The sequence below is a fragment of the Streptomyces sp. SKN60 genome (genome assembly GCF_026236535.1).
In the GTDB taxonomy this organism is placed as follows: Bacteria; Actinomycetota; Actinomycetes; order Streptomycetales; family Streptomycetaceae; genus Streptomyces.
Genome location: NZ_JAHTMW010000009.1, coordinates 95,343 through 121,334, shown reverse-complemented (window position 1 = coordinate 121,334; position 25,992 = coordinate 95,343). Strand labels below are relative to the sequence as shown.

At 72.2% G+C, this 25,992-nt stretch carries 29 protein-coding genes; 15 read left to right on the top strand and 14 right to left on the bottom strand.

The genetic code is table 11. The features are described from left to right. The first annotated feature begins 38 nt into the window (after window positions 1-38). The 3 genes from KV205_RS16965 to KV205_RS16955 are packed head-to-tail and all read left to right on the top strand — an operon-like array spanning window position 39 to window position 2,616. On the top strand, window positions 39-938 hold the full coding sequence (locus KV205_RS16965; RefSeq protein ID WP_265865205.1) for an ABC transporter substrate-binding protein: 900 nt from the start codon (window positions 39-41) through the stop codon (window positions 936-938). Further along, a complete protein-coding gene (locus KV205_RS16960; protein WP_265865204.1) occupies window positions 935-1,825 on the top strand; it encodes an amino acid ABC transporter permease in 891 nt (296 codons plus the stop codon). The genes KV205_RS16965 and KV205_RS16960 overlap by 4 nt, the downstream gene beginning before the upstream one ends. Then, entirely contained in the window at window positions 1,822-2,616 is a 795-nt protein-coding gene (locus KV205_RS16955) for an amino acid ABC transporter ATP-binding protein (RefSeq protein WP_265865203.1), read from the top strand. The genes KV205_RS16960 and KV205_RS16955 overlap by 4 nt, the downstream gene beginning before the upstream one ends. Before the next feature lie 67 nt (window positions 2,617-2,683). Here KV205_RS16955 and KV205_RS16950 read toward each other — a convergent pair whose 3' ends face one another. The 3 genes from KV205_RS16950 to KV205_RS16940 all read right to left on the bottom strand — a co-directional run bounded on the left by KV205_RS16950 (window position 2,684) and on the right by KV205_RS16940 (window position 4,456). Further along, the gene (locus tag KV205_RS16950; RefSeq protein ID WP_265865202.1) at window positions 2,684-3,337 is read right to left on the bottom strand and encodes a DUF5063 domain-containing protein; all 654 of its coding nucleotides are present in this window, start codon (window positions 3,335-3,337) and stop codon (window positions 2,684-2,686) included. 68 nt (window positions 3,338-3,405) lie between these two features. Next, the gene (recR, locus tag KV205_RS16945; RefSeq protein WP_265865201.1) at window positions 3,406-4,005 is read right to left on the bottom strand and encodes a recombination mediator RecR; all 600 of its coding nucleotides are present in this window, start codon (window positions 4,003-4,005) and stop codon (window positions 3,406-3,408) included. A 112-nt stretch (window positions 4,006-4,117) separates the two neighbouring features. Beyond that, the gene (locus KV205_RS16940) at window positions 4,118-4,456 is read right to left on the bottom strand and encodes a YbaB/EbfC family nucleoid-associated protein (protein ID WP_265865392.1); all 339 of its coding nucleotides are present in this window, start codon (window positions 4,454-4,456) and stop codon (window positions 4,118-4,120) included. Window positions 4,457-4,747: 291 nt separating this feature from the next. Here KV205_RS16940 and KV205_RS16935 point away from each other — a divergent pair, with 291 nt between their 5' ends. Then, the gene (locus tag KV205_RS16935) at window positions 4,748-5,497 is read left to right on the top strand and encodes an SLATT domain-containing protein (protein ID WP_274710545.1); all 750 of its coding nucleotides are present in this window, start codon (window positions 4,748-4,750) and stop codon (window positions 5,495-5,497) included. Window positions 5,498-5,586: 89 nt separating this feature from the next. On the opposite strand, the gene KV205_RS16930 is transcribed toward KV205_RS16935, so the two are convergent. The 3 genes from KV205_RS16930 to KV205_RS16920 form a co-directional block, all read right to left on the bottom strand. Next, window positions 5,587-6,240: a hypothetical protein gene (locus KV205_RS16930; protein ID WP_265865199.1), complete on the bottom strand. Its 654-nt coding sequence runs from the start codon at window positions 6,238-6,240 to the stop codon at window positions 5,587-5,589. Between the two features lie 129 nt (window positions 6,241-6,369). Continuing rightward, window positions 6,370-7,080 carry a GntR family transcriptional regulator gene (locus tag KV205_RS16925; protein ID WP_265865198.1) on the bottom strand — a complete coding sequence of 237 codons (711 nt, stop codon included), beginning with the start codon at window positions 7,078-7,080 and terminating at the stop codon, window positions 6,370-6,372. A 110-nt stretch (window positions 7,081-7,190) separates the two neighbouring features. Then, the gene (locus tag KV205_RS16920) at window positions 7,191-8,552 is read right to left on the bottom strand and encodes an aspartate aminotransferase family protein (protein ID WP_265865197.1); all 1,362 of its coding nucleotides are present in this window, start codon (window positions 8,550-8,552) and stop codon (window positions 7,191-7,193) included. A 140-nt stretch (window positions 8,553-8,692) separates the two neighbouring features. Between KV205_RS16920 and KV205_RS16915 the strand changes: the two genes are divergently transcribed. Further along, window positions 8,693-9,313, top strand: coding sequence for a DJ-1/PfpI family protein (locus tag KV205_RS16915; RefSeq protein ID WP_265865196.1), 621 nt, complete (start codon window positions 8,693-8,695; stop codon window positions 9,311-9,313). A 14-nt stretch (window positions 9,314-9,327) separates the two neighbouring features. Further along, the gene (locus KV205_RS16910; protein WP_265865195.1) at window positions 9,328-9,846 is read left to right on the top strand and encodes a MarR family winged helix-turn-helix transcriptional regulator; all 519 of its coding nucleotides are present in this window, start codon (window positions 9,328-9,330) and stop codon (window positions 9,844-9,846) included. A 192-nt stretch (window positions 9,847-10,038) separates the two neighbouring features. Here KV205_RS16910 and KV205_RS16905 read toward each other — a convergent pair whose 3' ends face one another. Together KV205_RS16905 and KV205_RS16900 are read right to left on the bottom strand one after the other, a co-directional pair. Further along, a complete protein-coding gene (locus KV205_RS16905; RefSeq protein ID WP_265865194.1) occupies window positions 10,039-10,380 on the bottom strand; it encodes a hypothetical protein in 342 nt (113 codons plus the stop codon). Next, window positions 10,377-10,766 (bottom strand): hypothetical protein, encoded by a 390-nt coding sequence (locus KV205_RS16900; protein ID WP_265865193.1) that lies wholly within the window; start codon window positions 10,764-10,766, stop codon window positions 10,377-10,379. Before KV205_RS16900 ends, KV205_RS16905 begins: the two co-directional genes overlap by 4 nt. Before the next feature lie 183 nt (window positions 10,767-10,949). Between KV205_RS16900 and KV205_RS16895 the strand changes: the two genes are divergently transcribed. Both KV205_RS16895 and KV205_RS16890 read left to right on the top strand, forming a co-directional pair. After that, complete coding sequence (locus tag KV205_RS16895) at window positions 10,950-11,786, top strand: helix-turn-helix transcriptional regulator (protein WP_265865391.1); 837 nt, start codon at window positions 10,950-10,952, stop codon at window positions 11,784-11,786. Continuing rightward, window positions 11,783-12,022 (top strand): DUF397 domain-containing protein, encoded by a 240-nt coding sequence (locus KV205_RS16890; RefSeq protein ID WP_265865192.1) that lies wholly within the window; start codon window positions 11,783-11,785, stop codon window positions 12,020-12,022. The genes KV205_RS16895 and KV205_RS16890 overlap by 4 nt, the downstream gene beginning before the upstream one ends. 4 nt (window positions 12,023-12,026) lie before the next feature. On the opposite strand, the gene KV205_RS16885 is transcribed toward KV205_RS16890, so the two are convergent. After that, window positions 12,027-12,923, bottom strand: a complete 897-nt coding sequence (locus KV205_RS16885; protein ID WP_265865191.1) for a glycoside hydrolase family 19 protein — start codon at window positions 12,921-12,923, stop codon at window positions 12,027-12,029. A 108-nt stretch (window positions 12,924-13,031) separates the two neighbouring features. After that, window positions 13,032-13,508, bottom strand: a complete 477-nt coding sequence (locus KV205_RS16880) for a MarR family winged helix-turn-helix transcriptional regulator (RefSeq protein WP_265865190.1) — start codon at window positions 13,506-13,508, stop codon at window positions 13,032-13,034. Between the two features lie 96 nt (window positions 13,509-13,604). On the opposite strand from KV205_RS16880, the gene KV205_RS16875 reads away from it, so the two are divergent. Next, a complete protein-coding gene (locus KV205_RS16875) occupies window positions 13,605-14,075 on the top strand; it encodes a MarR family transcriptional regulator (RefSeq protein WP_265865189.1) in 471 nt (156 codons plus the stop codon). Between the two features lie 58 nt (window positions 14,076-14,133). Here KV205_RS16875 and KV205_RS16870 read toward each other — a convergent pair whose 3' ends face one another. Further along, the gene (locus tag KV205_RS16870; RefSeq protein ID WP_265865188.1) at window positions 14,134-15,087 is read right to left on the bottom strand and encodes an NADP-dependent oxidoreductase; all 954 of its coding nucleotides are present in this window, start codon (window positions 15,085-15,087) and stop codon (window positions 14,134-14,136) included. 164 nt (window positions 15,088-15,251) lie between these two features. Here KV205_RS16870 and KV205_RS16865 point away from each other — a divergent pair, with 164 nt between their 5' ends. Together KV205_RS16865 and KV205_RS16860 are read left to right on the top strand one after the other, a co-directional pair. Continuing rightward, window positions 15,252-16,727, top strand: coding sequence for a substrate-binding domain-containing protein (locus KV205_RS16865; protein WP_265865187.1), 1,476 nt, complete (start codon window positions 15,252-15,254; stop codon window positions 16,725-16,727). Window positions 16,728-16,766: 39 nt separating this feature from the next. Beyond that, window positions 16,767-18,620, top strand: coding sequence for a serine/threonine-protein kinase (locus KV205_RS16860; RefSeq protein WP_265865186.1), 1,854 nt, complete (start codon window positions 16,767-16,769; stop codon window positions 18,618-18,620). Here the strand turns inward: KV205_RS16860 and KV205_RS16855 are convergent. Continuing rightward, complete coding sequence (locus KV205_RS16855) at window positions 18,617-19,528, bottom strand: LysR family transcriptional regulator (RefSeq protein WP_374214681.1); 912 nt, start codon at window positions 19,526-19,528, stop codon at window positions 18,617-18,619. The two genes, KV205_RS16860 and KV205_RS16855, sit on opposite strands and share 4 nt — an antisense overlap. A 125-nt stretch (window positions 19,529-19,653) precedes the next feature. Here KV205_RS16855 and KV205_RS16850 point away from each other — a divergent pair, with 125 nt between their 5' ends. Further along, on the top strand, window positions 19,654-20,487 hold the full coding sequence (locus tag KV205_RS16850; protein ID WP_265865185.1) for an oxidoreductase: 834 nt from the start codon (window positions 19,654-19,656) through the stop codon (window positions 20,485-20,487). A gap of 82 nt (window positions 20,488-20,569) precedes the next feature. On the opposite strand, the gene KV205_RS16845 is transcribed toward KV205_RS16850, so the two are convergent. Then, window positions 20,570-21,853 carry an adenylosuccinate synthase gene (locus KV205_RS16845; protein WP_265865184.1) on the bottom strand — a complete coding sequence of 428 codons (1,284 nt, stop codon included), beginning with the start codon at window positions 21,851-21,853 and terminating at the stop codon, window positions 20,570-20,572. 143 nt (window positions 21,854-21,996) lie between these two features. Here KV205_RS16845 and KV205_RS16840 point away from each other — a divergent pair, with 143 nt between their 5' ends. Further along, entirely contained in the window at window positions 21,997-22,860 is an 864-nt protein-coding gene (locus KV205_RS16840; protein ID WP_265865183.1) for a diacylglycerol kinase, read from the top strand. Here the strand turns inward: KV205_RS16840 and KV205_RS16835 are convergent. Then, window positions 22,857-23,369 carry a GbsR/MarR family transcriptional regulator gene (locus KV205_RS16835; protein ID WP_265865389.1) on the bottom strand — a complete coding sequence of 171 codons (513 nt, stop codon included), beginning with the start codon at window positions 23,367-23,369 and terminating at the stop codon, window positions 22,857-22,859. The two genes, KV205_RS16840 and KV205_RS16835, sit on opposite strands and share 4 nt — an antisense overlap. Window positions 23,370-23,482: 113 nt before the next feature. On the opposite strand from KV205_RS16835, the gene KV205_RS16830 reads away from it, so the two are divergent. Together KV205_RS16830 and KV205_RS16825 are read left to right on the top strand one after the other, a co-directional pair. Beyond that, window positions 23,483-24,379: an ABC transporter ATP-binding protein gene (locus tag KV205_RS16830; RefSeq protein ID WP_265865182.1), complete on the top strand. Its 897-nt coding sequence runs from the start codon at window positions 23,483-23,485 to the stop codon at window positions 24,377-24,379. Then, window positions 24,376-25,989 carry an ABC transporter permease gene (locus KV205_RS16825; RefSeq protein ID WP_265865181.1) on the top strand — a complete coding sequence of 538 codons (1,614 nt, stop codon included), beginning with the start codon at window positions 24,376-24,378 and terminating at the stop codon, window positions 25,987-25,989. Before KV205_RS16830 ends, KV205_RS16825 begins: the two co-directional genes overlap by 4 nt. Window positions 25,990-25,992: the final 3 nt, after the last annotated feature.

Below are 25,992 nucleotides of genomic sequence, written 5' to 3'. Positions count from 1 at the left end.
CCCTGGACAGGCCGCGTCCCGGCTGCGAGTCTCCCGCCATGCGATCACGTCCCGCCCCCGCCGCTCTCGCGGTCCTCGCCGCGCTGACCGCCCTCGCCGCCTCCGCCTGCGCGCCCCAGGAGGCCGACGGCACCGCCTCCGGCCCGACCGGCCCCTCGGCCTCCAACTCCTCGGCGACGGCCGCCTCCTGCGCGCCCGCCGCCCTGGCCACGAAGGCCAAGGGGAAGCTCACCGTCGGCACGGACACGCCCGCGTACGCCCCCTGGTTCCAGGACGACGACCCGGCCAACGGCAAGGGCTACGAGTCGGCCGTCGCGTACGCCGTCGCCAAGCGCCTCGGCTTCACCGAGAAGGACGTGGTCTGGCAGAAGGTCGCCTTCAACAACGCCTTCGCGCCCGGCGCGAAGACCTTCGACTTCGACATCAACCAGGTCTCGGTCAACGAGGACCGCCGCAAGGCCGTCGACCTGTCCAGCGGCTACTACGACGTGCGCCAGGCCGTCATCGCACTCAAGAACTCCCCCGCCGCCAAGGCCACCGACCTCGCCGGTCTCAAGGGCGCCCGGCTCGGCGCGCAGGTCGGCACCACCAGCCTCGACGTGATCAACGAGCAGATCAAGCCGGACCGCCCGGCCGCCGTCTTCCAGAAGAACGACCTCGCCAAGTCCGCCCTCAAGAACGGCCAGGTCGACGCCATCGTCGTCGACCTCCCCACCGCCTTCTACATCACCGGCGCCGAGGTCCCGGAGGCCAAGGTGGTCGGCCAGTTCGAAGCGACAGGGGGCACCAAGGAGCAGTTCGGCCTCGTCCTCGACAAGGGCTCCGCGCTCACGTCGTGCGTCTCCCGGGCCGTGGACGCCCTGCGCAAGGACGGCACCCTCGCCGCCCTGGAGAAGCAGTGGCTGTCGGACGCGGCGGGCGCGCCGGTGCTCAAGTGACCACCAGCGACCTCGCGAAGGAGGCCGCCGCGCCCGACGACACGTACACCCCGTCGGCGCGGCGGCTCGCCCGCGAGCGCCACCGCCGCTCCCGTACCCGCCGCGCCACCGCCGTCGCCGCGCTCAGCACCGCCGTGACGCTCGCCGTCCTGTACGTGGTCGTCACCCGCTCCCCCGGCTGGCCGCGTACCAAGGAGACCTTCTTCAGCGCGGAGTACGCCCGCCGGGCGCTGCCCCTGGTCCTCGACGGCCTGTGGCTCAACCTGCGCCTGCTCGTGGTGTGCGGCGCCGTCGCGCTCGCCCTCGGGATGCTGCTCGCCCTCGCCCGTACGGTGCGCGGCCCGGCGCTGTTCCCGCTGCGGGCGCTGGCCACCGCGTACGTCGACTTCTTCCGCGGCCTGCCGCTGATCATCTGCCTGCTCGCCGTGATCTTCGGCCTGCCGGCGCTGCGCCTCCAGGGCGTCCCCACCGACCCCGTCGTCCTCGGCGGGATCGCGCTGGTCCTCACGTACTCCGCCTATCTCGCGGAGGTCTTCCGGGCCGGCATCGAGAGCGTGCACCCGGCCCAGCGGGCCGCCGCCCGCTCCCTCGGCCTGTCGAGCGCGCAGACCATGCGGTTCGTCGTCCTGCCGCAGGCCGTACGGAGGGTGGTGCCGCCGCTCCTCAACGACCTGGTCTCGCTCCAGAAGGACACCGGTCTGGTCTCCATCGCGGGCGCGGTCGACGCCGTGTACGCGGCGCAGATCCTGGCCGGCAAGACCTTCAACTACACCCCGTACGTCGTCGCGGGCCTCGTCTTCGTCGTCCTCACGATCCCGATGACCCGGTTCACCGACTGGGTCACGGCCCGGATGAACCGCCGCCAGTCCCAGGGAGGCACGGTATGACCCAGGCACCGGAGCCGGAGCCGGAGCCCGAGCCGGAGCCCGTCCTGAGACTGGAATCGGTCCGCAAGACGTACGGGCACGGGCAGGGCAGCTCGGTCGTCCTGCGCGATGTCGACCTCACCGTCCCGCAGCACTCGGTCACCGTCCTCATCGGCGCCTCCGGCTCGGGCAAGTCGACCCTCCTCAAGTGCGCCAACCTCCTGGAGGAGGTCGACGACGGCGCGATCTTCCTCGACGGCGAGGAGATCACCGACCCGCGCGTGGACGCCGATGCCGTACGGCGCCGGATCGGCGTCGTCTTCCAGGCGTACAACCTCTTCCCGCACATGAGCGTGCTCGACAACATCACGCTCGCCCCGCGCCGCGTCCACAAGGCCGCCCGCCGCGAGGCCGAGGACCGCGCCCGCGAGCTGCTCGGCCGGCTCGGACTCGGGGACAAGGCCGCCGAATACCCGGACCGGCTCAGCGGCGGCCAGCAGCAGCGCGTCGCCATCGCCCGCGCCCTCGCGAACCGGCCCCGGCTGCTGCTCCTCGACGAGGTGACCGCGGCGCTCGACCCGGAGCTGGTGGGCGAGGTCCTGAACGTCGTCCGGGACCTCAAGGAGGACGGCATGACCATGGTCGTCGCCACCCACGAGATGGGCTTCGCCCGCGAGGTCGCCGACCAGGTCTGCTTCCTCGCCGACGGGGTCGTCCTGGAGCGCGGCGCCCCGGCCGAGGTCTTCGGCGCGCCCGCGCACGAGCGGACCCGACGGTTCCTCAGCCGGATCGTGGAGGCGGGCCGGCTGTGACGGCGACAGCCGGCCCCCGGCCTTCAGACAGGTCCGAGGTCCGTCAGACCGCCTTGCGGCCGAGGCGTCAGGCCCCCTTGCGGCCGAGGCCGCCCAGCTCCTCCGCCATCACGCGCCCCGCCTCCTCCGCGAGGACGTCCTCCGTCAGGTCCTCGTCCGTGTCGAGCCCCGCCAGGTCGGCGAGCGGCTGGTCGAGCCGGACGTGCGCCACCAGGGACTGGAGGGCGCGCAGGGTGGCGGAGGCGGTGGGGCCCCAGTTCGAGAAGTACGAGAACTGCCACCACCACAGCGCCTCGCTGGTCCGGCCCGCCCGGTAGTGCGCCAGACCGTGCCGCAGATCGGTGATCATGTCGGCGAGGTTGTCGGAGATCCGCGCCGGTACGGGCGCCTTGCGCGGCTCGTACGGGTCGAAGACCTCGGAGAACACGTCCACCGGCTCCAGGAGCGCCGCGAACCGCTCCCGCAGCTCGTCCACGTCCAGGTCCGGGCCCGCGTCCGGCTCGTACCGCTCGTCCGGGACGATGTCCTCGTGCGCGCCGAGCCGCCCGCCGGCGAGCAGCAGCTGCGAGACCTCCAGGAGCAGGAAGGGCACCGCGCTGTCCGGCTCGTCGCCCTTGGCGACCTCGGTCGTGGCGACGATGAAGCTCTCGATCGAGTCCGCGATCTGCACCGCGAAGTCGTCCGGGTCCTGAGTGATGGAGTGCAGCGTGGCGTCAGACATCGAGGAGCCTCCCTGAGAGTGCGCCGTCGTGCGCACGGACCGCACGGACCGCACGGACCCGGTCGTCGTCATACATCTAGCAGCCGCCGCCCCTCGAAGGCACGCCCCAGGGTGACCTCGTCGGCGTACTCCAGGTCGCCGCCGACGGGAAGTCCGCTGGCCAGGCGGGTCACCTTGAGGCCCATGGGCTTGATCATCCGCGCCAGGTACGTCGCGGTGGCCTCGCCCTCCAGGTTCGGGTCGGTGGCCAGGATCAGCTCGGTGACCGTGCCGTCCGCGAGCCGCGCCAGCAGCTCGCGGATCCGCAGGTCGTCCGGGCCGACCCCCTCGATGGGACTGATGGCGCCGCCGAGCACGTGGTAGCGGCCGCGGAACTCGCGGGTCCGCTCGATCGCCACGACGTCCTTCGGCTCCTCGACCACACAGATGACCGTCTGGTCCCGGCGCGGATCGCGGCAGATGTTGCACTGCTCCTGCTGCGCCACATTGCCGCACACCGCGCAGAAGCGGACCTTCTCCTTGACCTCCAGGAGCGCCTGGGCGAGCCGCCGCACGTCGGTCGGCTCGGCCTGGAGGATGTGGAAGGCGATCCGCTGGGCGCTCTTGGGACCGACACCGGGCAGTCTGCCCAGCTCGTCGATGAGGTCCTGAACCACGCCTTCGTACAACGCGAGCGCCCTTCTCGGGGAATGCTTGATTCTTACGGTAGTGGCTTAAATGCAGCGTTAGAAGCCGTACGGGCCGGAAGGCATCAGAAGCCCGGGCCCAGGAGGCCCGGCATCAGAAGCCGAGGCCCGGCATCCCGCCGCCCAGGCCCTGGGTCAGCGGGCCCAGCTTGGCCTGCTGGAGCTGCTGCGCGTTGTCGTTGGCGGCCTGCACGGCGGCCACGATCAGGTCGGCGAGGGTCTCGGTGTCCTCCGGGTCGACCGCCTTCGGGTCGATCACCAGGCCGCGCAGCTCGCCGGAGCCGGTCACGGTGGCCTTGACCAGGCCGCCGCCCGCCTGCCCCTCGACCTCGGTCGCCGCGAGCTCCGCCTGGGCGCGGGCGAGATCCTGCTGCATCTTCTGGGCCTGCTGGAGGAGCTGCTGCATGTTGGGCTGGCCACCACCGGGGAACACGGTCACTCACTCCTGCTGATGTCGGAAGTCGGTCGGTACACCGTCGGTACTCGCTCGGTAAGCCGAGCCTACGTGCTCGTGGACCGGGGTGCCGACACAACTCTTTCGAGTGAGAAACTGCGGGCTCCTCTACCTGATCAACACCCTCTTGCGGGCGGAAATCCCGGGATTCCGGGCCCACAGCCCACCATTCGGCGGTAGGAAGGGCAGGCACCACGTGCACCGCACGTCACAGAAGGACATGAGCGCTGAGCTGAACAGAGGAGTTCCCCGGTGAGCCAGCAGCCGGACATGCAGCCGCAGCCGGGGAATCCCGAGGGCCCGGGGAAGCCCGAGGCTCCGGGGAAGACCGGAGGCCCGGCCGCCCACCACCGTGATCTGACCGGGTCCCCCTTCCCGCTGGGCGACTGGGGCGAGCCCGCCGAGCGCCTCGACGAGCTCTACCGCTGGGTCGAGTCCAACGCGCTGCGCACCGCCGAGTGGTATCTCTCCGACCGCGTCTGGAAGCGCCGCTGCGCCCGCGCCCTGCGCATCGGCACCGCCGTCGGCGTGATCGCGGGCGCCGCGCTGCCGCTGCTCGACCTGACCGGGGTGGCCGAGGGCACGGCCGGCTGGGGCTATCTGTCGCTGCTGCTCGGCGCGGCCTGTCTGGCCTGCGACCGCTACTTCGGCCTGACCTCGGGCTGGATAAGGAACATGGCCACCGCCCAGGCCGTGCAGCGCCGGCTCCAGGCGCTGCAGTTCGACTGGGCCTCGGAGAGCGTCCGCGAGGTGCTCGGCCCCACCGAGGGCACGGCCAGCGAGGCCGCCGAGCGCTGCCTCGGCGTGCTGCGGCGCTTCTCGGAGGACATCACGGAGCTGGTACGGGCGGAGACCGCCGACTGGATGGTCGAGTTCCGCTCGGGCCCCGCTCCGCTGGCCCTGCAGTCGGTCGGCACCGCCCCGCCCCGCCCCGAGGCCGGCCACCCCGCGGGCCGCTTCCCGCTCCCGCCGGGCACCCGCCCGAACATGCCGCGGCAGCGGCCGCCGGAGCCGCGCTGAGGGGTGCCCGTACGGGACCGCCCGTAAGGGTGGGGCGGCCCCCTGGCCGGATGCCTACCCGGACCGGGCCCGGCCGACCCACCCGCGGGTCAGCTGAGGATGATCATCGAGCCCTGGCCCAGGCTGCGGGTCGCCGCCGCGTGGAGGCCCAGCCAGACGTGCCGCTCGCGGGCGAAGGGGCTGTCGTCCTCGTACGGCACGGGGGCGGCGGGTTCGTCCAGGTCGGTGGGCCGCTCCGGGGGCCGGGGCGCGGCCGGCGGGTTCGCGGGGTCGATGCCGATCGCGGGCGCCACGAACTCCAGCTCCCGCAGCAGCCCCTGCGAGGAGCCGAGCGGGCCGCCGCCCGCGAGCAGCTCGTCGTTGGAGAGCGGCGCCGGGAAGTCGACCGGCACGTAGGCGCCGGCGTGGTCGTAGTGCCACACCAGGTGGGACTGCTGGGCGGTCGCCTCGAACATCTCCAGGAGCTGCTCGTAGTCCCCGCCCAGCTCGCCGACCGGTTCCACGGGCAGCCCGCACATCTGGAGCAGATAGGCGCGGCGCAGGAAGTGCAGGGCCTCGTAGTCGAACCCGGCGACGGGGGCGACGTCCCCGGAGAGCCCCGGCATGTAGGCGAAGACGGGCACGGTGGGCAGGCCGGCCGAGGTCAGGGCGTGGTCGTAGACCGCGATCTCCTCGGCGAAGGGGTTGTCGGGGCTGTGGCACAGCACGTCGACGAGGGGGACCAGCCACAGGTCACAGGCCAAGACAGGCTCGCTCTCCGTCGGTTGCTCAAGCATGGAGTGCAGGGATTGCACGGACTGCAGGGACCGTCAGGGTAGTGCGGCCTCGTGATCCCGCACACCCGCTGGGTGCCTGCCCGTGCCAGGGGCTCCTCAACCCGTACGGCCGGCGCGGGCGTCCAGCCGGTCCGCCCATTCCAGGGAGCGCGTGTTGTAAGCGCGTACGACGTCGACGGCGCCGGCCGCGTCGCCGCGCGTGATCGCGTCGACCAGCTCGATGTGCTCGCTCCACAGCCAGCCGAGCAGATCGCGGTCGGCGCGCAGATAGGGCACGGAGAAGACCCAGGCCTGGACGCGGAGGCGGTGCAGGAAGTCGGCGATGTAGTCGTTGGCGGCGACGAGGCGGCCGAGCTCGCGCCAGTAGCGGATGTCGTAGCCGATGAGGACGTCGAGGTCGCCGGCGCGGGCCGCCCGCGCGGCGGCCTCGCCCCGGCGGCGTATGGAGACCAGGGCGACGCCGTAGGAGACGTCGGGCTCGGCGGGCGGCTGGGAGACGGGGGCGTGGCGGCGGAAGATGCCGTCCACGACGAGCATCCGGGCCTCGACCATGCCCCGGTAGTCGTCGACCGAGAACTCGTGCACGCGGAAGCCGCGGTGCTGGTCGGAGTCGAGGAGCCCCTGCGCGCACAGGTCGACCAGCGCTTCTCGTACGGGCGTCGCCGAAACCCCGTACTGCTCGGCGATCTGCTTGACCGTGAACTCCTGGCCCGGCTGGAGACGCCCCGCGAGCACTTCGTCACGCAGCGCGTCCGCGATCTGCTGTCGCAGGGTGCTGCGGGTGACTCCTGCTCCGCTCGCGGCCATGGTGACCGGCCCCCTCCGTACGACTTCCGGACACCCTAATCCAGGGCCGGGAGGGGGCAGATCACCGTTGGGTGACGGTCGGACCGGTCACCGCGGAGCGGCAGGCGTCGTCACACCGTGTGCTCGTCGGCGACGCTGAGCGCCGCGTCCAGGGCCGCCAGGCCCTCCTTCGCCTCCGCCTCGGTGACGTTGCAGGCGGGGACCGCGTGGGTGCGGTTCATGTTGACGAAGGGCCACAGGCCGTTCTTCTTCGCGGCGGCGGCGAAGGCGGCCATGGGCGCGTTGGCCTCGCCGGCCGCGTTGTACGGGACGAGCGGCTCGCGCGTCTCCTTGTTCTTGACCAGGTCGAGCGCCCAGAAGACGCCCATGCCGCGCACCTCGCCGACCGACGGGTGGCGCTCGGCGAGCTCGCGCAGGCCGGGGCCGAGGACGGTCTCGCCGATGTGGGCGGCGTGCTCGACGACCTTCTCCTCCGCCATCACGTCGATGGTGGCGACGGCGGCGGCGCAGGCCAGCGGGTGCCCGGAGTAGGTGAGGCCGCCGGGGTACGGCCGCTTGTCGAAGGTGGCGGCGATCTCGGCGCTGATGGCGACGCCGCCGAGCGGCACGTAACCGGAGTTGACGCCCTTGGCGAAGGTCATCAGGTCGGGCACGACGTCGAAGTGCTCGGCGGCGAACCACTTGCCGGTGCGGCCGAAGCCGGCCATGACCTCGTCGAGGACGAAGACGATGCCGTACTTGTCGCAGATCTCGCGGACGCCGGCGAGGTAGCCGGGCGGCGGGGTCATGATGCCGGCGGTGCCGGGGACGGTCTCCAGGATGATCGCGGCGATGGTCGCCGGACCCTCGAAGGCGATCGTGTCCTCCAGGTGCTGCAGGGCCCGCGCGCTCTCCTCCGCCTCGGTGGTGGCGTAGAAGGGCGAGCGGTAGAGGAACGGCGCCCAGAAGTGCACGACACCGGCGGAGGCGGTGTCGGAGGGCCAGCGGCGCGGGTCACCCGTCAGGTTGATCGCGGTGGAGGTGGCGCCGTGGTACGAGCGGTAGGCGGAGAGCACCTTCGTACGGCCCGTGTGCAGACGGGCCATGCGGACGGCGTTCTCGACGGCCTCGGCGCCGCCGTTGGTGAAGAAGATCTTGTCCAGGTCGCCCGGGGTGCGCTCGGCGATGAGGCGTGCGGCCTCGGAGCGTACGTCGATGGCGAAGGCGGGCGCGAAGGTGGTGAGCTTCGCGGCCTGCTCCTGGATGGCGGCCACGACCTTGGGGTGCTGGTAGCCGATGTTGGTGTAGACGAGGCCGCTGGTGAAGTCGAGGTAGCGGTTTCCGTCGTAGTCCCAGAAGTACGAACCCTCGGCGCCGGCGACGGCGAGCGGGTCGATCAGGCCCTGGGCGGACCAGGAGTGGAACACGTGCGCGCGGTCGGCGGCCTTGACGGCAGCTCCGGCCTGGGGGTCGGGTTCGACATGAGGGGTCATGGCTCCGAGGGTAAGGAAACGCAGGTGGGACGGGCCATGACCATCTTGTCCACCGAGACCGGGGCGGACGAGACAGTGTGCCGGGCGGGGCCGAGAGGCACTCCATTGACAGCAAACTGTCATCATGACAGCCTACTGTCATGACTGGAACCGAGATCGAGACCCCCCAGGCCACCGCCACCGTCCATCTCGCCGTCTACGACACCCTCGCCGACTGGGAGACGGGCCACGCGACCGCCTGGCTCGCCCGGGCGGGATTCACGGTCAAAACCGTCGGCACGCGCGCGGGGGACCCGATCACGACGATCGCGGGCATCCGGATCGTCCCGGACCTCTCCCTCGCCGACCTGACCCCCGAGGACAGCGCGCTGCTGATCCTCCCGGGCGCCGAGAAGTACGACGAGGGCGACGAGCTCGCCCCCTTCACCGCCAAGGCCCGCGCCTTCCTCGACGCGGGCGTCCCGGTCGCCGCGATCTGCGGCGCCACGGCCGGACTGGCCCGGGAGGGCCTGCTCGACGCCCGCCGGCACACCAGCGCCGTCTCCTTCTACCTGGCCGCCACGGGCTACAAGGGCGGCGAGCACTACGTCGAGGCCGACGCGGTCCTGGACGGCGACCTGATCACGGCCGGTCCGACCGAGCCGGTGGCCTTCGCGCGCGAGATCTTCGCCCGCCTCGGCGCGTACGAGGGCAAGCGGGACGCCTGGTTCCGCCTGTTCCACGACTCGGACCCGGCGGCCTACGCCGAGCTCAACGGATGACAGGAACGAACCGGATGAGCCGCCGCCAGCAGGACGCCCTCTCCCGTACCGCCCTCGGCGTCTTCCGCCTCAACGGCCAGTTCCTCTCCGTGGCGGAGAAACTGGCCGAACCGGCCGGCCTCACCGCCGCCTGGTGGCAGGTTCTGGGAGCCGTCGTCCACGAGCCGCTCCCGGTCTCCGGCATCGCCCGCGCCATGGGCATCACCCGCCAGAGCGTCCAGCGCATCGCCGACCTCCTCGTCCGGGACGGCCTCGCCGCCTACGAGCCGAACCCCGCCCACCGCCGCGCCAAGCTCTTCACCCCGACCGAGGCCGGCCGCGCCGCCATGCGCCGCATCGTCCCGGGCCACGCGGAACTGGCCGCCCGCCTGATGCACGAACTGGGCGGCCAGGAGGCGTTCGACGAGACGGTACGGGTGCTGGAGCGGCTGTCGCGGGCGGTGGAGGCGGTGGAGGCCTCAGGGGCCGGGGAGGCGGCGGAGTCCCAGCGGGGCGGGGAGACCGGGGAGCCCCCGGAGGAGGGTCACCAGTAGGTGAACACGCCGCCGGGCGCTAAGTCACCGGTGCCCTTCGACCCCTCCCCCTCGTACGCGGGTCCGCCGAGGCAGAAGGCCTCGGCGGCCCGCACCAGTTCATCGGCGCCCGCTTCTCCACCTCGGCGACGATCGCGGGCGGTACGCCGCCGACGACGTACTCCTCGTCGGGGTCGTACTTCCAGCGCCAGGTCACTCGGACACCGCCCGCGCGGCTTCGTCCTCGACGGCGCGGAGCTCGTCCATGGCGACGCGGAAGGCGGGGTCGCCCTTGCCACCGGTGTGGTGCAGCACGTCGAGGGCGTGGCGGCGGCGGGTGGACAGATCGGACCGGCGCTCGATCTCCACCTCCCGCGCCCAGACGTTGAGCCAGCCATGAATGGGCCCGAGTGAGTCGTGCTCGGCAGCGAGGGAGAAGGCCGCGTTCTTCTGCTGCTGCATCTCCCCCAGCCGGTGCGGAGCGATCCTGGCGAGGGCGAGGCGCAGGGCATCCGGCGTGCGCTCGGGACGCGAGTTGTCCCACCCGCCCGTCACACCAGGATCTCCGTGACCGCGCTCCTCAGGAGGAGCGGGTGGACGAAGCGGTCCGGCGCGGTCGGGGGAAAGCGCCAGGTCAGGGGCCAGGTCTTGCCCGACAGCGCCGGGACGGGGACGTAACTCACCACCCCGGGCGCCGCATTGAACCGCGTCACCCCGCGCGGCCACGACCGGTGCGCCGTCGACCCGGGCGGGAGGAGGAAGTAGACCCCGCGCCGCCCGTTCTCCTCCAGGACCACCGGTCCCGGCTCGCCGCCGGTGAGCGCCGCCATCAGATCGGCGAGGCGCCGCCCTTCATCGCCGTCGACGCGGATGGCGTCGAATTGCACGCCGGCCTTGCGGAGTTGGAAACCCAAATAGGGGATCCAATCACAAGAGCTCATGTTTCGCTCTGCTTTTGAGGCATTCACAGGGACATGGTGACGGGTCGACGCTAGCGTTTTCCACGACTGCGAAGGCGCGTCGGCATTCCCTTGACCTGCGCCAACGCTCCTTCTGTGCAGTCGAATTCGGCGGGGAGCAGTTGAGGCCGGTTGAGATCGGTTGAGACCGAATGGGGAACGCGAATGAAGCAAGCGGAAAACAAGGAAACAGCGGGTCCGGCGGCGCGCATGGCGGCGGCACTCGCAAAGAAAATGCGCCTGCGCGCGGGGCTCACTCAGGAGAAGTTGGGGGCGCGCATGGGGTACACGGGCGCCGCGATCAGCGCGATGGAGCGCCTGATCCATCCCGTGAGCGACGAGATGCTCGTCAAGCTGGAGGAGGAGCTCGGTGACGGCACGGGCGTGTTCGAGGAGCTGCGGGAGCTCGTACGCCTGGAGCGGCTCCCCGCGCAGTTCCGCGGCTACGCGCCGATCGAGCAGAAGGCGCTGGCACTGTGGCTGTACGCGGGCCACGTCATGCACGGCCTGTTCCAGACGGAGCCGTACATGCGGGCCCTGATCGCGGGCGGGTATCCGGAGCCGGCACCGGAACGGGTGGAGGAACTGGTCATCGGACGGATGGCGCGCAAGGCGCTGTTCGACCGGAAGGTGGTGTGCGAGATCGAGCTGATCCTCGACGAGTCGGTGCTGCGGCGGCCGATCGGGAGCGAGGAGATCATGCGCGAGCAGCTGCTGTACTTGGCGGAGTGCGCGCGACGGAGGAACGTGAACCTTCAGGTGCTGCCACTGACGGCCGGTCTGGCGGGCGAGTACGCGGGTGCCCGAGGCGATCTGAACGTCGTCGAGACCCCCGAGCACGACCGCGCGACCTTCCTGGAGATCCAGGGCGAGAGCCTGCTGATCACCGACCGGGCGAAGGTGAGTACGCACGTACAGCGGTATGCGAAGATCCGGGCACAGGCCCTGGACCCACGTGAGTCACTGGGCCTCATCGAGCGGTTGGCGGGAGTACAGACATGAGCGAGACCTTGAGCTGGTTCAAGTCCAGCTACAGCGACGACGGCGGTGGCAACTGCGTCGAGGTGGCCTTCGCCTGGCGCAAGTCGTCGTACAGCAGCAGCGCGGGCGGCGAGTGCGTCGAGGTCGCCGCCTGCCCCCGCGCCGTCCACGTACGCGACTCCAAGAACGCCGACGGCGGGCCCACGTTCACCGTGGAGCCCGCCGCCTGGGGCACGTTCGTGGCCTGGCAGAACTGACCGTCTAGCAGTAGAGGTTCGACCCGGCGGGCACGCCCAGGATCTGGGTGAACTGCTGGTACTTGGTGACCCGGCTCTGGACCTGGGCCGGGTTGCCGCCGTTGCACTCCAGCGAACCGTTGATGGAGCGGATGGTCTCGCCGAAGCCGCGGCTGTTGACCATGGCGCTGTGCGCGGTCATGGTGCCGGGGCCGTTCTGGGTGTTCCAGTACCAGAGGCCGGTCTTCCAGGCGACGGCCGCGTCGCGCTCGACGCGGTAGGGGTCGGCGAGGAGGTTGATGCCGAGGGCGTCACCGGCGGCCTTGTAGTTGAAGTTCCAGGAGAGCTGGATCGGGCCGCGGCCGTAGTACGCGGCCTGGCCGGCGGGGCAGCCGTACGACTGGCTCCAGTCGCAGTAGTGCGGGTAGTTGGCGGTGTTCTGCTCGACGATGTAGACGAGGCCGCCGGTCTCGTGGCTGACGTTGGCGAGGAAGGCGGCGGCCTCCTGCCTCTTCACGGTGTCGCTGCCGGTGGTGGCGAAGCCGGGGTACGCGCTGAGGGCGGCCTTGAGGCCGGCGTACGTGTAGAAGGAGTTCCGGCCCGGGAACATCTGGTTGAACTGGGCCTCGGAGACGACGAATCCGGAGGTGGACGGCGGCGGGGTGGTGGTGCCGCCGTCGCCGCCGCAGGTGCCCTCGTCGCGCCAGACGTCGGCGGTGCCGGGGCGCTCGTTCTGGGTCCACCACTTGGCGTACCAGTTGTGACCGTTGTACGAGGCGGTCATGCCGCCCGTGTAGACGCTGGAGGAGTTCCAGGCGGCCACACAGGCGGGCGCGGCGCCCGCGACGGTGGCGGGCAGGAAGACGGCGAGGCCGGCGACCGTACAGATCGCGGCCAGGACGGTGAGCAGACGTCGCAGCATGCGGCTCGTCCTTCCGGTGGGGGAAGGCCCACGCAACCGCTATTGGTCTGCACCTGTCAATGGTCTGGACCAGATCGAACCGAACCGGACGCGACCGGACTCCTTCATTCAGCGGGACAGCACACGCTCCAACAGGCCGACGAGCAGGGCTCGTTCGGCGACGGAGAGCGGTGCCATCAACTCGTCCTGGACCTCGGCGAGGACCTTGTCGAGGCGTTCGAGGTGCTTGCGGCCCGGCGGGGTGAGGGTGACGACGTTGCGGCGGCGGTCGTCGGGGTCGGGGGTGCGGGCGACCTGGCCGCGCTGCTCCAACTCGTTGATGACGGAGACGAGATCGCTGCGGTAGACGCCGGTGCGCCGGCTCAGCTCGGCCTGGCTGGCCGGGCCGTACGCGTCGAGGGAGGCCAGGACCGCGAAGTGCCACTTGCGGGAGTCCTCGGCGGCCAGCCGATCGCTCACGAGGCGGTCCGCCCGGGCGGAGGTCATCGCGAGCAGGCGGCTGGGGAGGGCACGGAGACGGTCGGGGGTCTGCGTCTGCCGCTCGTCCATCTCGCGGGACTCGGGCACGTCGGGGGTCTCGCTCATGCGGTGCAGATTACCTCTTGCGTTAGTGGTCCGAACGATCTAATGTCGTTAGTGCCACAAACGTTAGTAGCCCGAACGTTAGAGGGGGACATCATCATGACCGCATCCACGCCCACGTCCGTGTCCGTGTCCACCGCACCCGCCGCCGACGCCCGTGCCCTCGGCCTGGCCCACTACGCCGCCCGGGGTCTCCTGGAGCACGTCCTGGCCCGACACGGCGCCACGTTCCAGCAGCAGATCGCCCTGCGCGCTGCTGTCACGGCCGAGGCCCCGCAGACGGCCGACGCCCTCACCGCCCAGGTCCAGGGCAGTCTCAAGGCCGACCCGGCCGACATCCGCGCCACGCTCGACGAGCTGCGGGACCGGGGCCTGCTGGTCGCGGACGGCGCGCATCTGCGGGCCACGGACGCGGGCCGCGCACTCCTGGCCGCCATCACCGCCGAGACGGCTCCAGTCAGCGCCCGCGTCTGGGGCGGCATACCGGCCGAGGACCTGGCCGCCGCCGGCCGCGTCCTCGCTCTGGTCACCGCCCGCGCGAACGCGGAGCTCGCCGCGCTGACGGCCTGACGGCCCGACAGTCCGACCCGAGCCGGATCCGCTCGGGTCCGCTCGGATCCACCCCGGGTCAGATCATCAGGACGATCCGGCCGGGCCGGCGGCCGGCCTCGGCGCGGCGGTGGGCCTCGGCGGCCTCTTCGAGGGGCATGACGTCGGCCACCCGGGTGATGAGCTCGCGGTCGGCGACCTTCTGGAAGATGGCGGCCAGCTCGGCGGGGTCGGGGCGGCCGAAGACGGTCTCGACGCGGATGTCGCGCTCGGGGGCGGGGGTGCGGTCCTTCGCGAGGGCGACGAAGGCGCCGCCGTCCTTGGCGGCCGGGAGGACCGGGTCGCCGACGAGGGCGCCGTCGAAGACGCCGTCGACCCGGTCGGGGACGAGAGCCAGGAGCTGGGCGAGCACGTCGGCGGGTTCGCCGCGGGTGACGCAGTGCTTGGCGCCGAGGACCTTGAGCTCGCTCTCGTCGCCCTCGTGGGCGACGGCCACGACCTCCAGGCCGGCCGCCGAGGCGAACTGGACCGCGAAGCGGCCCACGACGCCGCTGGCGCCGGTGACGAGGAGCGTGGCGCCCGCCGGGAGGTCGAGCACGCCGAGGCCCTGCTGGGCCGTGACGGCGGCCAGCGGGACCGAGGCCGCCTGGGTGAAGTCCACCTCGTCGGCGATCGGCGCCAGCCATTCGGGGTCGACCCGGATGACCTCCGCGTAGGTGCCCTCACCCGTCCGCTCGGTGAACCACGGAACGAAGCCCGCCACCCGGGTACCGGCCGGAAGGGTGCCCGTCGGGCCGGGCGCGGGGTCGAGGAGCCGGCCGGCGAAGTCCGTGCCGAGGACGAACGGGGGCCGGAGCGGTTCGAGCTCCTCGGCGTAGTAGCCCGCCCGGATCCTCATGTCGGCGACGGCCACACCGGCCGCCTTCAGCCGGACCCGGACCTTGCCCGGCACGTCCCCGGCCTCGGGCTCGGGGCGGCGGGCCATGTTCAGCACCTCGGGTCCGCCGTAGGCGGTCACTTCGACGACACGCATGGGTCTCCTCCTGCGGCAGCCCCCTCGTGGCCCATTACACCCATGCCCGCCAACCCCGGCAACAGCTGTAAGGAAGCCGGGGGAACCTGTCGGAAGGACGAACTCCAGATGGCCGGAATCCAGCTCTCGTACCGAACCGCACACCCGTCCGTACGGTGGCGCCCGTGGACTGGGTCAGCCCCGAGAACGTCATCGCCGTCGTCACCGCGCTGCTCGGTGTGGTCGTCACCTTCGCCGTGCTCGTCATCGAGCGACGGGTGCCGCGCCGCAAGCGCGTCGGCTACCGCGTCCAGCTGGACACCCCGGTGGGGGACAGGGTCACCCGCCTCTTCCACGGACGCGCCGACATGACGGACGCCACCCTCGTGCTGCTGCGCATCGAGAACGACGGCGGCGTCTCCATCGGCCGCGAGGACTACAACCAGGAGAACCACGGGCTGTCCGTGCGGTTCACCCGCCGCAGGGTCGAGGCGGCGGCCGCCTCACAGGCGCCGTTCGGCAGCGACGACCTGGCGGTCAGCGACCGCGAGATCAGGATCCCCAAGGTGGCGCTCAATCCCGGGGACTACTTCAAGGTGCTCGTGCTGCTCACCGGCGGCGAGCCCAAGGACGAGATCGCCGTCGCCGGACCGATCCGCGACGGCGGGGTCCACGTCAACCACAGCGCGACCTTCGACGACAAGCCGCCCACCTTCACCCGGGCCGCCCGCCGCGTCATCATCGCCCTGACCGTCTGTGTGATCACGCTCGCCGCGATCATCGTGATCCGCGACGACGTGCCGCCGCCCATCGGCTGCGCCCGCGGCAGCCTCACCGTCACCGGTTCCACCGCCTTCGAGCCGGTCCTGAAGGACGCCGCCGCGCAGTACGAACGGGACTGCCCGGGCGCCACCGTGAGCGTCGACGCGCGCGGCTCCACCGCCGGCATACGGCGGCTCGCCGAGCAGGGCGCGCGGCAGGGCAAGGACGGGCGCCCGGAGCTCGTCACCCTGTCCGACGGGGCCAAGCCCGAGGGCTACCCGCAGCTGAAGGACTCCCCCGTCGCCGTCTCGCTCTTCACCCTCGTCGTCAACGACCGGGTCCCGCTGGACAACCTCACCCTGGAGAACATCCGGGCCCTGTACCGCGGCGACATCACCAACTGGCGCACCCTCGGCGGCCCCGACCTGCCCGTGCGGCTGGTCAGCCGGGACGCCGACTCCGGGACCCGCGAGGTGTTCCAGCGCCGGGTCCTCGGGCGCAACGAGCCCGCCAACTCCTCCCGTAACTGCTCGGCCAAGGACGACCCGGAGGCCCTGGTCATCCGGTGCGAGCTCGACAGCACCGACCAGGTCCTGTCCACCGTCGCCGCGCTGCCCGGCGCCCTCGGCTACACCGAGCTGCGCACCGGCAGCCGTCCGAAGGGCCTGCACCGGATATCCGTCGACGGGCGCAGGCCGGACCTGGCGGAGCTGGGCAGCTCGCCCTACCCGTACCGGGAGATCGAGTACGCCTACACCTGGGAGCTGCCCCGGCCCGGCTCGCTGACCTCCAGTTTCCTCACCTATCTGGGGCGCGGCGGCGGGCAGGACGTGATCCTCGGCCACGGGCATCTGCCCTGCGCCACCCCCAAGGGGCTGCGGATCTGCGGCGCGGGATGACGGGGAGCCCGGCGGGCGGGTCTGGCATCCTCTAGCGACGTGGATCCCTTGAACGCGGAAGACCCGGTCACCATAGGACCGTTCCGGCTGCTCGGCCGGCTCGGTGTGGGCGGCATGGGGCGGGTGTATCTGGCCCGGTCGGCCGGCGGGCGTGCCGTCGCCGTGAAGGTCGTGCACCCGGAGCTGGCGGCCCAGGACGAGTTCCGGCGCCGCTTCGCCCGGGAGGTCTCCGCACTGGAGCGGGTCGGCGGCACCGGCACGGCGCCCGTCCTCGGCTCCGACACCGGGGCCGAACTGCCCTGGGTGGCCGTGGGATACGTGCCCGGTCCTTCGCTGCGGACCGTCGTCGCCGACGAGTACGGGCCGCTGCCGCCGGACAGCGTCCGCACCCTCGCCGCCGGACTGGCCCGGGCCCTCACCCACATCCACACCGCGGGCCTGGTCCACCGCGATCTGAAGCCGTCGAACGTCCTGCTCACCGTCGACGGCCCGCAGATCATCGACTTCGGCATCGCCCGCGCCCTCGACACCGTCACCGACGGCGGGCTCACCACCACCGGCGCCGTCGTCGGCTCCCCCGGCTTCATGTCGCCGGAGCAGGTGCGGGGCGAGAAGCTCAGCCCGGCCGCGGACATCTTCTGCCTGGGGTCGGTGCTTGCGTACGCGGCGACCGGGCGTTCGCCGTTCGGCGGCTCGGACAGCGGCGTGCACGCCACCATGTTCCGCATCGCCCACGACGAGCCCGACCTGACCGGCCTGGCGCCCGAACTCGCCGGCCTGATCCGGGCCTGCCTCACCAAGGACCCGGCGGGCCGGCCGTCCGCCGCCGAACTGGTCGACACGCTCAGGGTCACCGACCCCTGGCTGCCCGCCGACGTCCTCGCCCGGCTCGGCCGGCACGCCGCCCGGCTCCTGGAGGCCGAGGCCGCCTCCGCCGGCGACCCCACCCCGGCCACCCCGCTGCCCGGCACCCGCGAGCAGGACGGCGTCGCCCGGCCCCGCCGCCGTACGGGCCTGGTCGCCGCCGTCGCCGCGCTCGCCGTGGCGGGCGCCGCGGCCCTCACGTACACCTACTGGCCGCTGTCCGACCCGAACACTCCCGTCAGCGGCGGCGGAAAGGGCCGCGGTGGCGCCACGACGACCGGGGCGCGGCCGGCCGGGATCGTCCCGGCGGCGTTCCTCGGCGCCTGGGAGGGCGTCCTCAAGGGGACGGCGGACATGCCGTACGAGACCAGCCGGATCGAGGTGACTCAGGGCGCGGCGGGCTCCCGGAGCGTCGTCTATACCCATGTCACCGGCGAGCGGCTGTGCATCGGCCGGGCCGTGCTGCTTTCCGCCACCGACAGCGAACTCGTCTTCGGCGACGCCGAGATCACCGCGAGCGTCCCCGCCCAGCGCTGCACCCCGGCCGCCCGCCAGACCCTGCGACTGCGTTCCACGGACGTCGTCGAGTGGAGCTCGGGCGTCGCGAAGACCACCTTCCAGCGCGTCCCGGCCGGCGCGGCCGTCGTCCCCGCCGCCCTCGTCGGCAGCTGGCAGCAGTCCCGGGACCAGGTGACCCAGCCCGACGCCGACCGCTACACGTACCAGCTCACCGTCACCCAGGGCCCGGTCGGCGCACCCCTGATCCGCCTCGACCAGTCCTTCCCGCGCACCGACAAGGACGGCAACCCCACCTCCGAGGACGTCCGCTGCGTCACCACCGCCGTCGTCGGCGGCGCCGGCAACCTCCTGGTCGTCGGCCCCGAGACCCGCGACCCGGAGACCTGGGACCCCGAGTGTGCCGAGAACGGCTCCAGCAACCTCCGGATCGTCCACTACCAGGGCAAGGAGCTGCTGCACGTCTACTCCATGGCCGCGGACAGCGAACCGGGCGAGTTCGTCCGCGACTAGGGCGCGGCGGCCGTCGCCCGGGCCGCCGCCCGGGCGTAGTCGTGGACCAGGGGGCGGCGGTCGTCGGCGCGCCAGGCGAGGGCGAAGCGGGTGGGGGTGACGCCGTCGACGGGGCGGACGACGACGCCGCCACGGGTGAGCAGCGGGGCGTTGCCCTCGGCCACCAGGCAGATGCCGAGGCCGTCGACGAGCGCCTCGTACGTCTCGTCGGTGGAGCCGATCTCGGCGCCGATCCGGGCCGGGCTGCCGTCGCGGGCGTCCAGGGCCAGCCAGTGGTCGCGGAGTTCGGGGGCGACCTCGCCGGGGAGGGCGAGGAAGGGTTCGTCGAGGAGGTCGGCGAAGGCGATCCGGTCGCGGCCGGCCAGCGGGTGCCGCTCGGACAGGGCGATCAGGCGCGGTTCGGTGGCGACGACGACCCAGCGGTAGCGCTCGGCGTCGACCAGCGGCAGCCAGACGAACGCCAGGTCGCTGGTGCCGTCGGCGAGCCCGGCGGTCGGATCGTCCCAGCCGATCTGGCGCAGCCGGAGCCGGGCCTCCGGGTGGGCCTCGGTGAAGCGGGAGCGGATCGCGGGCAGCAGCCCGCCCCGGCCCGGGCTGGTGGACATGCCGATCACGAGGGTGGCCTCCCGCGCGGCCCGGGCGGCGCGCACCGCGCCCTCCGCCTCCGCCCACGCGGCGAGCACCGCGCGGGCGTGCGGCAGCAGCGCCGTACCGACCTCGGTGAGCCGGACGCCGTGCCGGTCGCGGTCGAACAGCGGGGCACCGAGCTGCCGTTCCAGGGCCCGGATCTGCTTGCTGAGCGCGGGCTGCGACACGTACAGGCGCTCGGCGGCACGGGTGAAGTGCAGTTCCTCCGCGACCGCGAGGAAGTAGCGCAGGTCCCGGCCGTGCACATCCGCGAGGGTCATAACCATGGGCTATCACGACAGATCTTGGACCGACAACTACCCCTGGATGCAGGCTGGTTGCCAGTTGCACCACGCACCACGCACCACGCACCACGCACCACCACCGACGAGGGGAAACGAGAGACATGAGCAAGGTCTGGCTGATCACCGGCGCCAACAGCGGCTTCGGGCGCGCCTTCGCCGAGGCGGCGGTCGCCGCCGGGGACGTCGTGGTCGCCGCCGCCCGCCGCGCCGGCACCCTGGACGACCTGGTCGCCGCCCACCCCGACCAGGTCCACGCCGTCACCCTGGACGTCACCGACCACGCCGCCGTCGACCGGGTGGTGAGCGAGGTCGCCGAGCGGCACGGCCGCATCGACGTCCTGGTCAACAACGCGGGCCGCACCCACGTCGGTTCGGTCGAGGAGACCGGCGACGCCGAACTGCGCTCCCTCTTCGACGTGCACGTCTTCGGCCCGGCCGCCCTGACCCGCGCCGTCCTGCCCCACATGCGCGCCCGCCGCTCCGGCGCGATCGTGCAGCTCAGCAGCGTCGGCGGCCAGGGCTCGCTGCCCGGCTTCGGCGCGTACAGCGCGACGAAGTTCGCCCTGGAGGGCATGTCGGAGGCGCTCGCCGCCGAGGTCAAGCCACTCGGCATCCACGTCCTGATCGTCGAGCCCGGCGCCTTCCGCACGTCCCTCTTCGGCGGCGGCAAGAGCCTCAGCGCGGACACCATCCCCGACTACGCCGACACCGTCGGCGCCACCCGCGCCTTCGTCGAGGGCGGCGACGGCACCCAGGCCGGCGACCCGGCCAAGGCCGCGGCCGCCGTCCTCACCGCCCTGAACGCCGACGAGCCGCCGCTCCGCCTCGCCCTCGGCGACGACTCCATCGACATGATCCACGCCCACCTCGACCAGGTCCGGGCCGATCTGAACGCCTGGGACAAGGTCGGCCGGGACACCAAGTTCGACGCCTAGACGCCTGGACGCCCGGCCATGGATACGAAAGGGCCCGCACCCCCAGGCGAATGCCAGGGGTGCGGGCCCTTTCGCGTGTCCTTTAGAGGAACGAGTTGATCTCGATCGTCTCGTCCCGGCCCGGGCCCACGCCGATCGCGGAGATCGGAGCGCCGGACATGTCCTCCAGGGCCTTCACGTACGCCTGCGCGTTCTTCGGCAGGTCGGCGAAGGTCTTGGCCTTGGTGATGTCCTCGGACCAGCCCGGGAGCATCTCGTAGACGGGCTTCGCGTGGTGGAAGTCGGTCTGCGAGTAGGGCAGCTCCTCGACGCGCTTGCCGTCGATCTCGTACGCGACGCACACCGGGATCTGCTCCCAGCCGGTCAGCACGTCGAGCTTGGTGAGGAAGAAGTCGGTCAGGCCGTTCACGCGGGTCGCGTAGCGGGCGATGACCGCGTCGAACCAGCCGCAGCGGCGGTCACGGCCGGTGGTGACACCGCGCTCGCCGCCGATGCGGCGCAGCGCCTCGCCGTCCTCGTCGAAGAGCTCGGTCGGGAACGGGCCGGCGCCGACGCGGGTCGTGTACGCCTTGAGGATGCCGATGACCCGACTGATCTTCGTCGGGCCCACGCCCGCACCCGTGCAGGCACCGCCGGCGGTCGGGTTCGAGGAGGTGACGAAGGGGTACGTGCCGTGGTCGACGTCGAGCAGGGTGCCCTGACCGCCCTCGAAGAGCACGACCTTGTCGTCGTCGAGCGCCTTGTTGAGGATCAGCGTGGTGTCGGCGACGAAGGGCTTGATCTGCTCCGCGTACTGGAGCATCTCCTCGACGATCTGCGCGGCCTCGATCGCCCGGCGGTTGTACAGCTTGGCGAGCAGCTGGTTCTTGCCCTCCAGCGCCGCCTCCACCTTCTGGGTGAGGATCGACTCGTCGTACAGGTCCTGGACCCGGATGCCGACACGGTTGATCTTGTCGGCGTAGGTCGGGCCGATGCCGCGGCCCGTGGTGCCGATCTTGCGCTTGCCGAGGAACCGTTCCGTCACCTTGTCGAGGGTGACGTTGTACGGGGTGATCAGATGGGCGTTACCGCTGATCAGGAGCTTGGAGGTGTCGACGCCGCGCTCGTTCAGCCCGCTCAGCTCGGAGAGCAGGACCGCCGGGTCGACGACGACGCCGTTTCCGATGACCGGGGTGCACCCCGGGGAGAGGATTCCGGAAGGGAGAAGGTGCAGCGCGTACTTCTGGTCGCCGACGACGACCGTGTGGCCGGCATTGTTGCCGCCCTGGTAACGCACCACGTAGTCAACGGACCCGCCGAGCAGGTCGGTGGCCTTTCCCTTGCCCTCGTCACCCCACTGAGCACCGAGCAGCACAAGTGCGGGCACAGGCGTACACCCCTTCCGGGCGGGGCAAGACCAAGGTCAGGGGGCCGACGCCGCCTCACCGGTGTGCCCCGGAATAGACGAAGCCCCTGGCGCAATAGCGCAAGGGGCTCTTGCACAAAGAGACTACCCGAGGAAGGACCGAGGTGTCGGATCACGACCAGCTGCTGGTCATCGTCGACCCGGTCGCCCGCCGAATGGACGGCGAGTCCGTACGGATCGCGAAAGATGTGCTGTCGGCGGGCGCCGAAGCGAAGATCTGCCTGCCGGACGGTCCGGAGGAATTCTCCCGGGCCCTGGCCAGGCGCGGCTCCCGGCGCCCCGTCGTCCTCGGCGACGACCGCGCGCTGCTGCGCGCCGTGACCCTGCTGCAGCACGACCGGGACCCGGCGGACGGGGCCGGTACGACGGCCGTCGCGATGGTCCCGATCGGTGCGGCCGACCGGGTGACGACGGCCCGCGCGCTGGGCGTGCCGCCGGGCACGGTGGCGGCCGCGCGGGCGGTGCTCGACGGGGCGGTACGGCGGCTCGACCTGCTCGTCGACGACAGCGGCGGCCTCGTGCTCGACCGCCTCGACGTGCCGGCCTCGGGCGGCTCGGGACCCTCGGGCGGCGGCCCCGCGCCCGCACCGCCGACCGCGCCGCCGACCGTCTGGCACACCTGCCGCTCCCTCGTCCGCACCCTGGTGCGGCCCGCCCCGGCGGTCCTCGCCGCACCCGCCCACCGGCTGCGCGTCGAGGCGGACGGGGTGCTGCTCAGCGACCTCGACACGCCGCTCGCCGGGCTCACCGTCCGCGCCCTCGCGGGCACCCTCGCGCTGACCCTCCGCCCACCGGGCGACGAGCCCGCCCGGACCACCACCGCCCGCACCCTGACCGTCGCGGGCCCCGACTTCCGCTACCGCGCCGACACGGCGGTCTCCGGCCCGGTCCGCCGCCGGACCTGGACGGTACGGGCGGGGGCGTGGGGGCTGACGGTGCCGCGCGAGGCGCCGCAAGGCGTCTCTTAGGACGTGCCTCCGGCCCGCTCCGCGTCCTTGCGGGCGCGCCAGCGGTCCATGATCCCGGCCATCTCGCCGTGCAGGAAGGCGAAGAACTCGGCGGTCTCGGCGACCCGGGCGCCCGCCGCCGTGTCCGGGCCGAGGGTGTCGGCGCCCTCGCGCAGCAGCTTCTCCCAGCGGGTGAGGACCTGGTCGCGGCGGGTGAAGGTCTCGTACCAGAGTTCGTTGTGGAGCACGTACAGGTCGCGGCGGGTGCCGGGGTCGCGCTCGCGGCTGACCATGTCGACCTGGGAGAGGTAGCGGACAGCGCCGGAGACGGCCGCGGGGCTGATCTGGAGCCGTTCGGCCAGTTCCGCCGAGGTCATGGAGGCGGCCTCGGAGGAGAGCAGGGCCGCGAAGACGCGGGAGGCCATGCGCTGCATGCCGGCCGCGGTCATCTCCGCGGCGAAGCGCTCCACGAAGCGCGCGGTGGCGTCCGCCGCATCGGTCACGTCCTCCTCGGCCGTATCCGCCGTCATGCCCTCAGTGATGCCCTCAGCCGTGCCCTCAGTCATGGCGTCCACTATCTCACCCACTTTCCATACGCTTCCTTAACTTCACAAGTTTGTGAAAGTAGCGTACGTTCTGAAGCATGACGAAGGCAATCACCGTCGCCGGACTCCACAAGGCGTTCGGGCGCACCCACGCACTGGACGGCCTCGACCTCACCGTCGAGACCGGCGAGGTCCACGGCTTCCTCGGCCCCAACGGCGCCGGGAAGTCCACCACCATCCGGGTCCTCCTCGGGCTGCTGCGCGCCGACTCCGGCGCCGCCCAGGTGCTCGGCCGGGACCCCTGGTCCGACGCCGTCGAGCTGCACAAGCGCATCGCCTACGTCCCCGGCGACGTCACGCTGTGGCGCAACCTCTCCGGCGGCGAGGTCATCGACCTCTTCGGGCGGCTGCGCGGCGGCCTCGACCGGGCCCGGCGGGCGGAGCTGATCGAGCGCTTCGAGCTCGACCCCACCAAGAAGGGCCGCACCTACTCCAAGGGCAACCGGCAGAAGGTCGCCCTCGTCGCCGCCTTCGCCTCCGACGTCGACCTGTACGTCCTCGACGAGCCGACCAGCGGCCTCGACCCGCTGATGGAGGAGGTCTTCCAGGACTGCGTCGCCGAGGCGCGCGGGCGCGGCGCAACCGTGCTGCTCTCCAGCCACATCCTCAGCGAGGTGGAGGAGCTGTGCGACCGGGTGAGCATCATCCGCCAGGGGCAGACCGTGGAGAGCGGTTCGCTCGCGGACCTGCGTCACCTCACCCGTACCAGCGTCACCGCCGAGCTCGCCGGGGCGCCCAACGGGCTCGCCCACCTGCCCGGCGTCCACGATCTCGACGTGCGGGGCAGGCGGGTCCGGCTCCAGGTCGACACCGACAAGCTCGACGCGGTGCTGCGGTCGCTGACCGAGTCGGGCGTCCGGTCCCTGACCAGCACGCCGCCGACCCTCGAGGAGCTCTTCCTCCGGCACTACAGCGACGAGGTGGCGGCGCGATGAGCACGCTCACCGTCCCGCTGACCGGGACCGGGTCCCTGACCCGGCTGGCGCTGCGCCGCGACCGGGTCATGCTGCCGATCTGGGCCGTCGTCGTCGGCGGCATGGTCGCCAGCGGCGTCGGCTCGATCCAGGCCCTGTACGACACCCCCGCCGCCCGCGCCGAGGTCGCCGGCGCGATGAGCGGCAACAGCTCCCTGCGGGCGCTGTACGGACCGGTCTTCGGCGACTCGGTCGGCGGGCTCGTGGCCTGGCGGTTCGGCGTCTTCAGCGCCACCCTCGCCGCCGTGATGAGCCTGATCATCGTCGTCCGGCACACCCGCGAGGAGGAGGAGACGGGCCGCCAGGAGATGCTCTCCGCCACCGTGGTGGGCCGCCGTGCGCCACTGACGGCCGCCCTGCTCACCGCGGTGTTCGCCAACGCCCTCGTCGCCCTGATCATCACGGCCGGACTCGCCGGCCAGGGCGCGGGCGGGGCGCTCGCGCTCGGCCTCGCGGTCGGCGGGACGGGGATGCTCTTCGCGACCATGGCCGCGATCGTCGCCCAGCTCACGGAGAGCGCGCGGCTCGCGAAGGGCCTCACGGCGGGCGTCCTCGGCACCGCGTTCCTGCTGCGAGCCGCCGGCGACTCCGGAAAGTCTGGGGGTACCTCCCAGGACGGAGTCCTAGGGGGAGGCTCGTCCGTCCTGACCTGGCTGTCCCCGATCGGCTGGGCCGAGAACGTGCGCCCCTACGGCGGCGAGCGCTGGTGGGTGCTCCTGCTGATCGGCGCCGCCGTCCTCGTCCAGGCGGGCGTCGCGTACGGGTTGACGAACCGCCGCGATGTCGGCATGAGCTTCCTGCCGACCCGGCCCGGACCGGCCGTCGGGCGGCTCGCGACGGCCGCGGCCCTCGCCTGGCGGCTCCAGCGCGGCGGGCTGCTCGGCTGGTCGATCGGCTTCCTGGTCGCCGGGATCGCCTTCGGCGGGATGGCCTCCGGTGCGGCGGACATCGTCGGCGACAACGAGCAGGCCCGCGAGATCTTCGAGCGGATGGGCGGGCAGTCCGCGCTGGAGAGCGCGTTCCTCGCCGCGATGATCGGGATGTTCGGCATGATCGCGGCGCTGTACGCGGTGGGGTCGGTGCTGCGGCTGCACGGCGAGGAGACCTCGGGGCGGGCGGAGCCGATCCTGGCCAACGCGGTCGGCCGAATCCGCTGGGCGGCCGGCCACCTAGTGATCGCCTTCGCGGGCGCCGTACTGATCATGGTGCTCAGCGGCGTCGGGCTCTCCCTCACCTACGGCAAGGACCTCGGCCCGATCCTGGGCGCCTGCCTGGTCCAGCTGCCCGCGGTCTGGACGCTCGCGGGGGTCGCGGTCCTGTTCCACGGCGCCTTCCCCAAGGCCGCGGTGGCCGGGTGGGCGGCGGCCGGGATCTGCCTGGTCATCGGCTGGATCGGCCCGGCCCTGAACCTGCCCCGGGCGGTCCTGAACCTCTCCCCCTTCGGGCATCTGCCGAAGCTGCCGGGCCAGGAGATGACCTGGACCCCGGTCCTGGCCCTGACCGCCCTCGCGGTCGCGCTCGTCGCCGCGGGCCTGGCGGGCCTGCGGCGACGGGACCTCATGTCGTCCTGACCC

Bases quoted from the DNA above. Each gene is read 5' to 3' on its own strand.
- KV205_RS16965 (WP_265865205.1), top strand. From the start codon at position 39: ATGCGATCACGTCCCGCCCCCGCCGCTCTCGCGGTCCTCGCCGCGCTG.
- KV205_RS16955 (WP_265865203.1), top strand. From the start codon at position 1,822: ATGACCCAGGCACCGGAGCCGGAGCCGGAGCCCGAGCCGGAGCCCGTC.
- KV205_RS16950 (WP_265865202.1), bottom strand. From the start codon at position 3,337: ATGTCTGACGCCACGCTGCACTCCATCACTCAGGACCCGGACGACTTC.
- KV205_RS16935 (WP_274710545.1), top strand. From the start codon at position 4,748: ATGCAGCCGCAGCCGGGGAATCCCGAGGGCCCGGGGAAGCCCGAGGCT.
- KV205_RS16925 (WP_265865198.1), bottom strand. From the start codon at position 7,080: ATGGCCGCGAGCGGAGCAGGAGTCACCCGCAGCACCCTGCGACAGCAG.
- KV205_RS16920 (WP_265865197.1), bottom strand. From the start codon at position 8,552: ATGACCCCTCATGTCGAACCCGACCCCCAGGCCGGAGCTGCCGTCAAG.
- KV205_RS16915 (WP_265865196.1), top strand. From the start codon at position 8,693: ATGACTGGAACCGAGATCGAGACCCCCCAGGCCACCGCCACCGTCCAT.
- KV205_RS16910 (WP_265865195.1), top strand. From the start codon at position 9,328: ATGAGCCGCCGCCAGCAGGACGCCCTCTCCCGTACCGCCCTCGGCGTC.
- KV205_RS16900 (WP_265865193.1), bottom strand. From the start codon at position 10,766: ATGAGCTCTTGTGATTGGATCCCCTATTTGGGTTTCCAACTCCGCAAG.
- KV205_RS16895 (WP_265865391.1), top strand. From the start codon at position 10,950: ATGAAGCAAGCGGAAAACAAGGAAACAGCGGGTCCGGCGGCGCGCATG.
- KV205_RS16890 (WP_265865192.1), top strand. From the start codon at position 11,783: ATGAGCGAGACCTTGAGCTGGTTCAAGTCCAGCTACAGCGACGACGGC.
- KV205_RS16885 (WP_265865191.1), bottom strand. From the start codon at position 12,923: ATGCTGCGACGTCTGCTCACCGTCCTGGCCGCGATCTGTACGGTCGCC.
- KV205_RS16880 (WP_265865190.1), bottom strand. From the start codon at position 13,508: ATGAGCGAGACCCCCGACGTGCCCGAGTCCCGCGAGATGGACGAGCGG.
- KV205_RS16875 (WP_265865189.1), top strand. From the start codon at position 13,605: ATGACCGCATCCACGCCCACGTCCGTGTCCGTGTCCACCGCACCCGCC.
- KV205_RS16870 (WP_265865188.1), bottom strand. From the start codon at position 15,087: ATGCGTGTCGTCGAAGTGACCGCCTACGGCGGACCCGAGGTGCTGAAC.
- KV205_RS16855 (WP_374214681.1), bottom strand. From the start codon at position 19,528: ATGACCCTCGCGGATGTGCACGGCCGGGACCTGCGCTACTTCCTCGCG.
- KV205_RS16850 (WP_265865185.1), top strand. From the start codon at position 19,654: ATGAGCAAGGTCTGGCTGATCACCGGCGCCAACAGCGGCTTCGGGCGC.
- KV205_RS16835 (WP_265865389.1), bottom strand. From the start codon at position 23,369: ATGACGGCGGATACGGCCGAGGAGGACGTGACCGATGCGGCGGACGCC.
- KV205_RS16830 (WP_265865182.1), top strand. From the start codon at position 23,483: ATGACGAAGGCAATCACCGTCGCCGGACTCCACAAGGCGTTCGGGCGC.
- KV205_RS16825 (WP_265865181.1), top strand. From the start codon at position 24,376: ATGAGCACGCTCACCGTCCCGCTGACCGGGACCGGGTCCCTGACCCGG.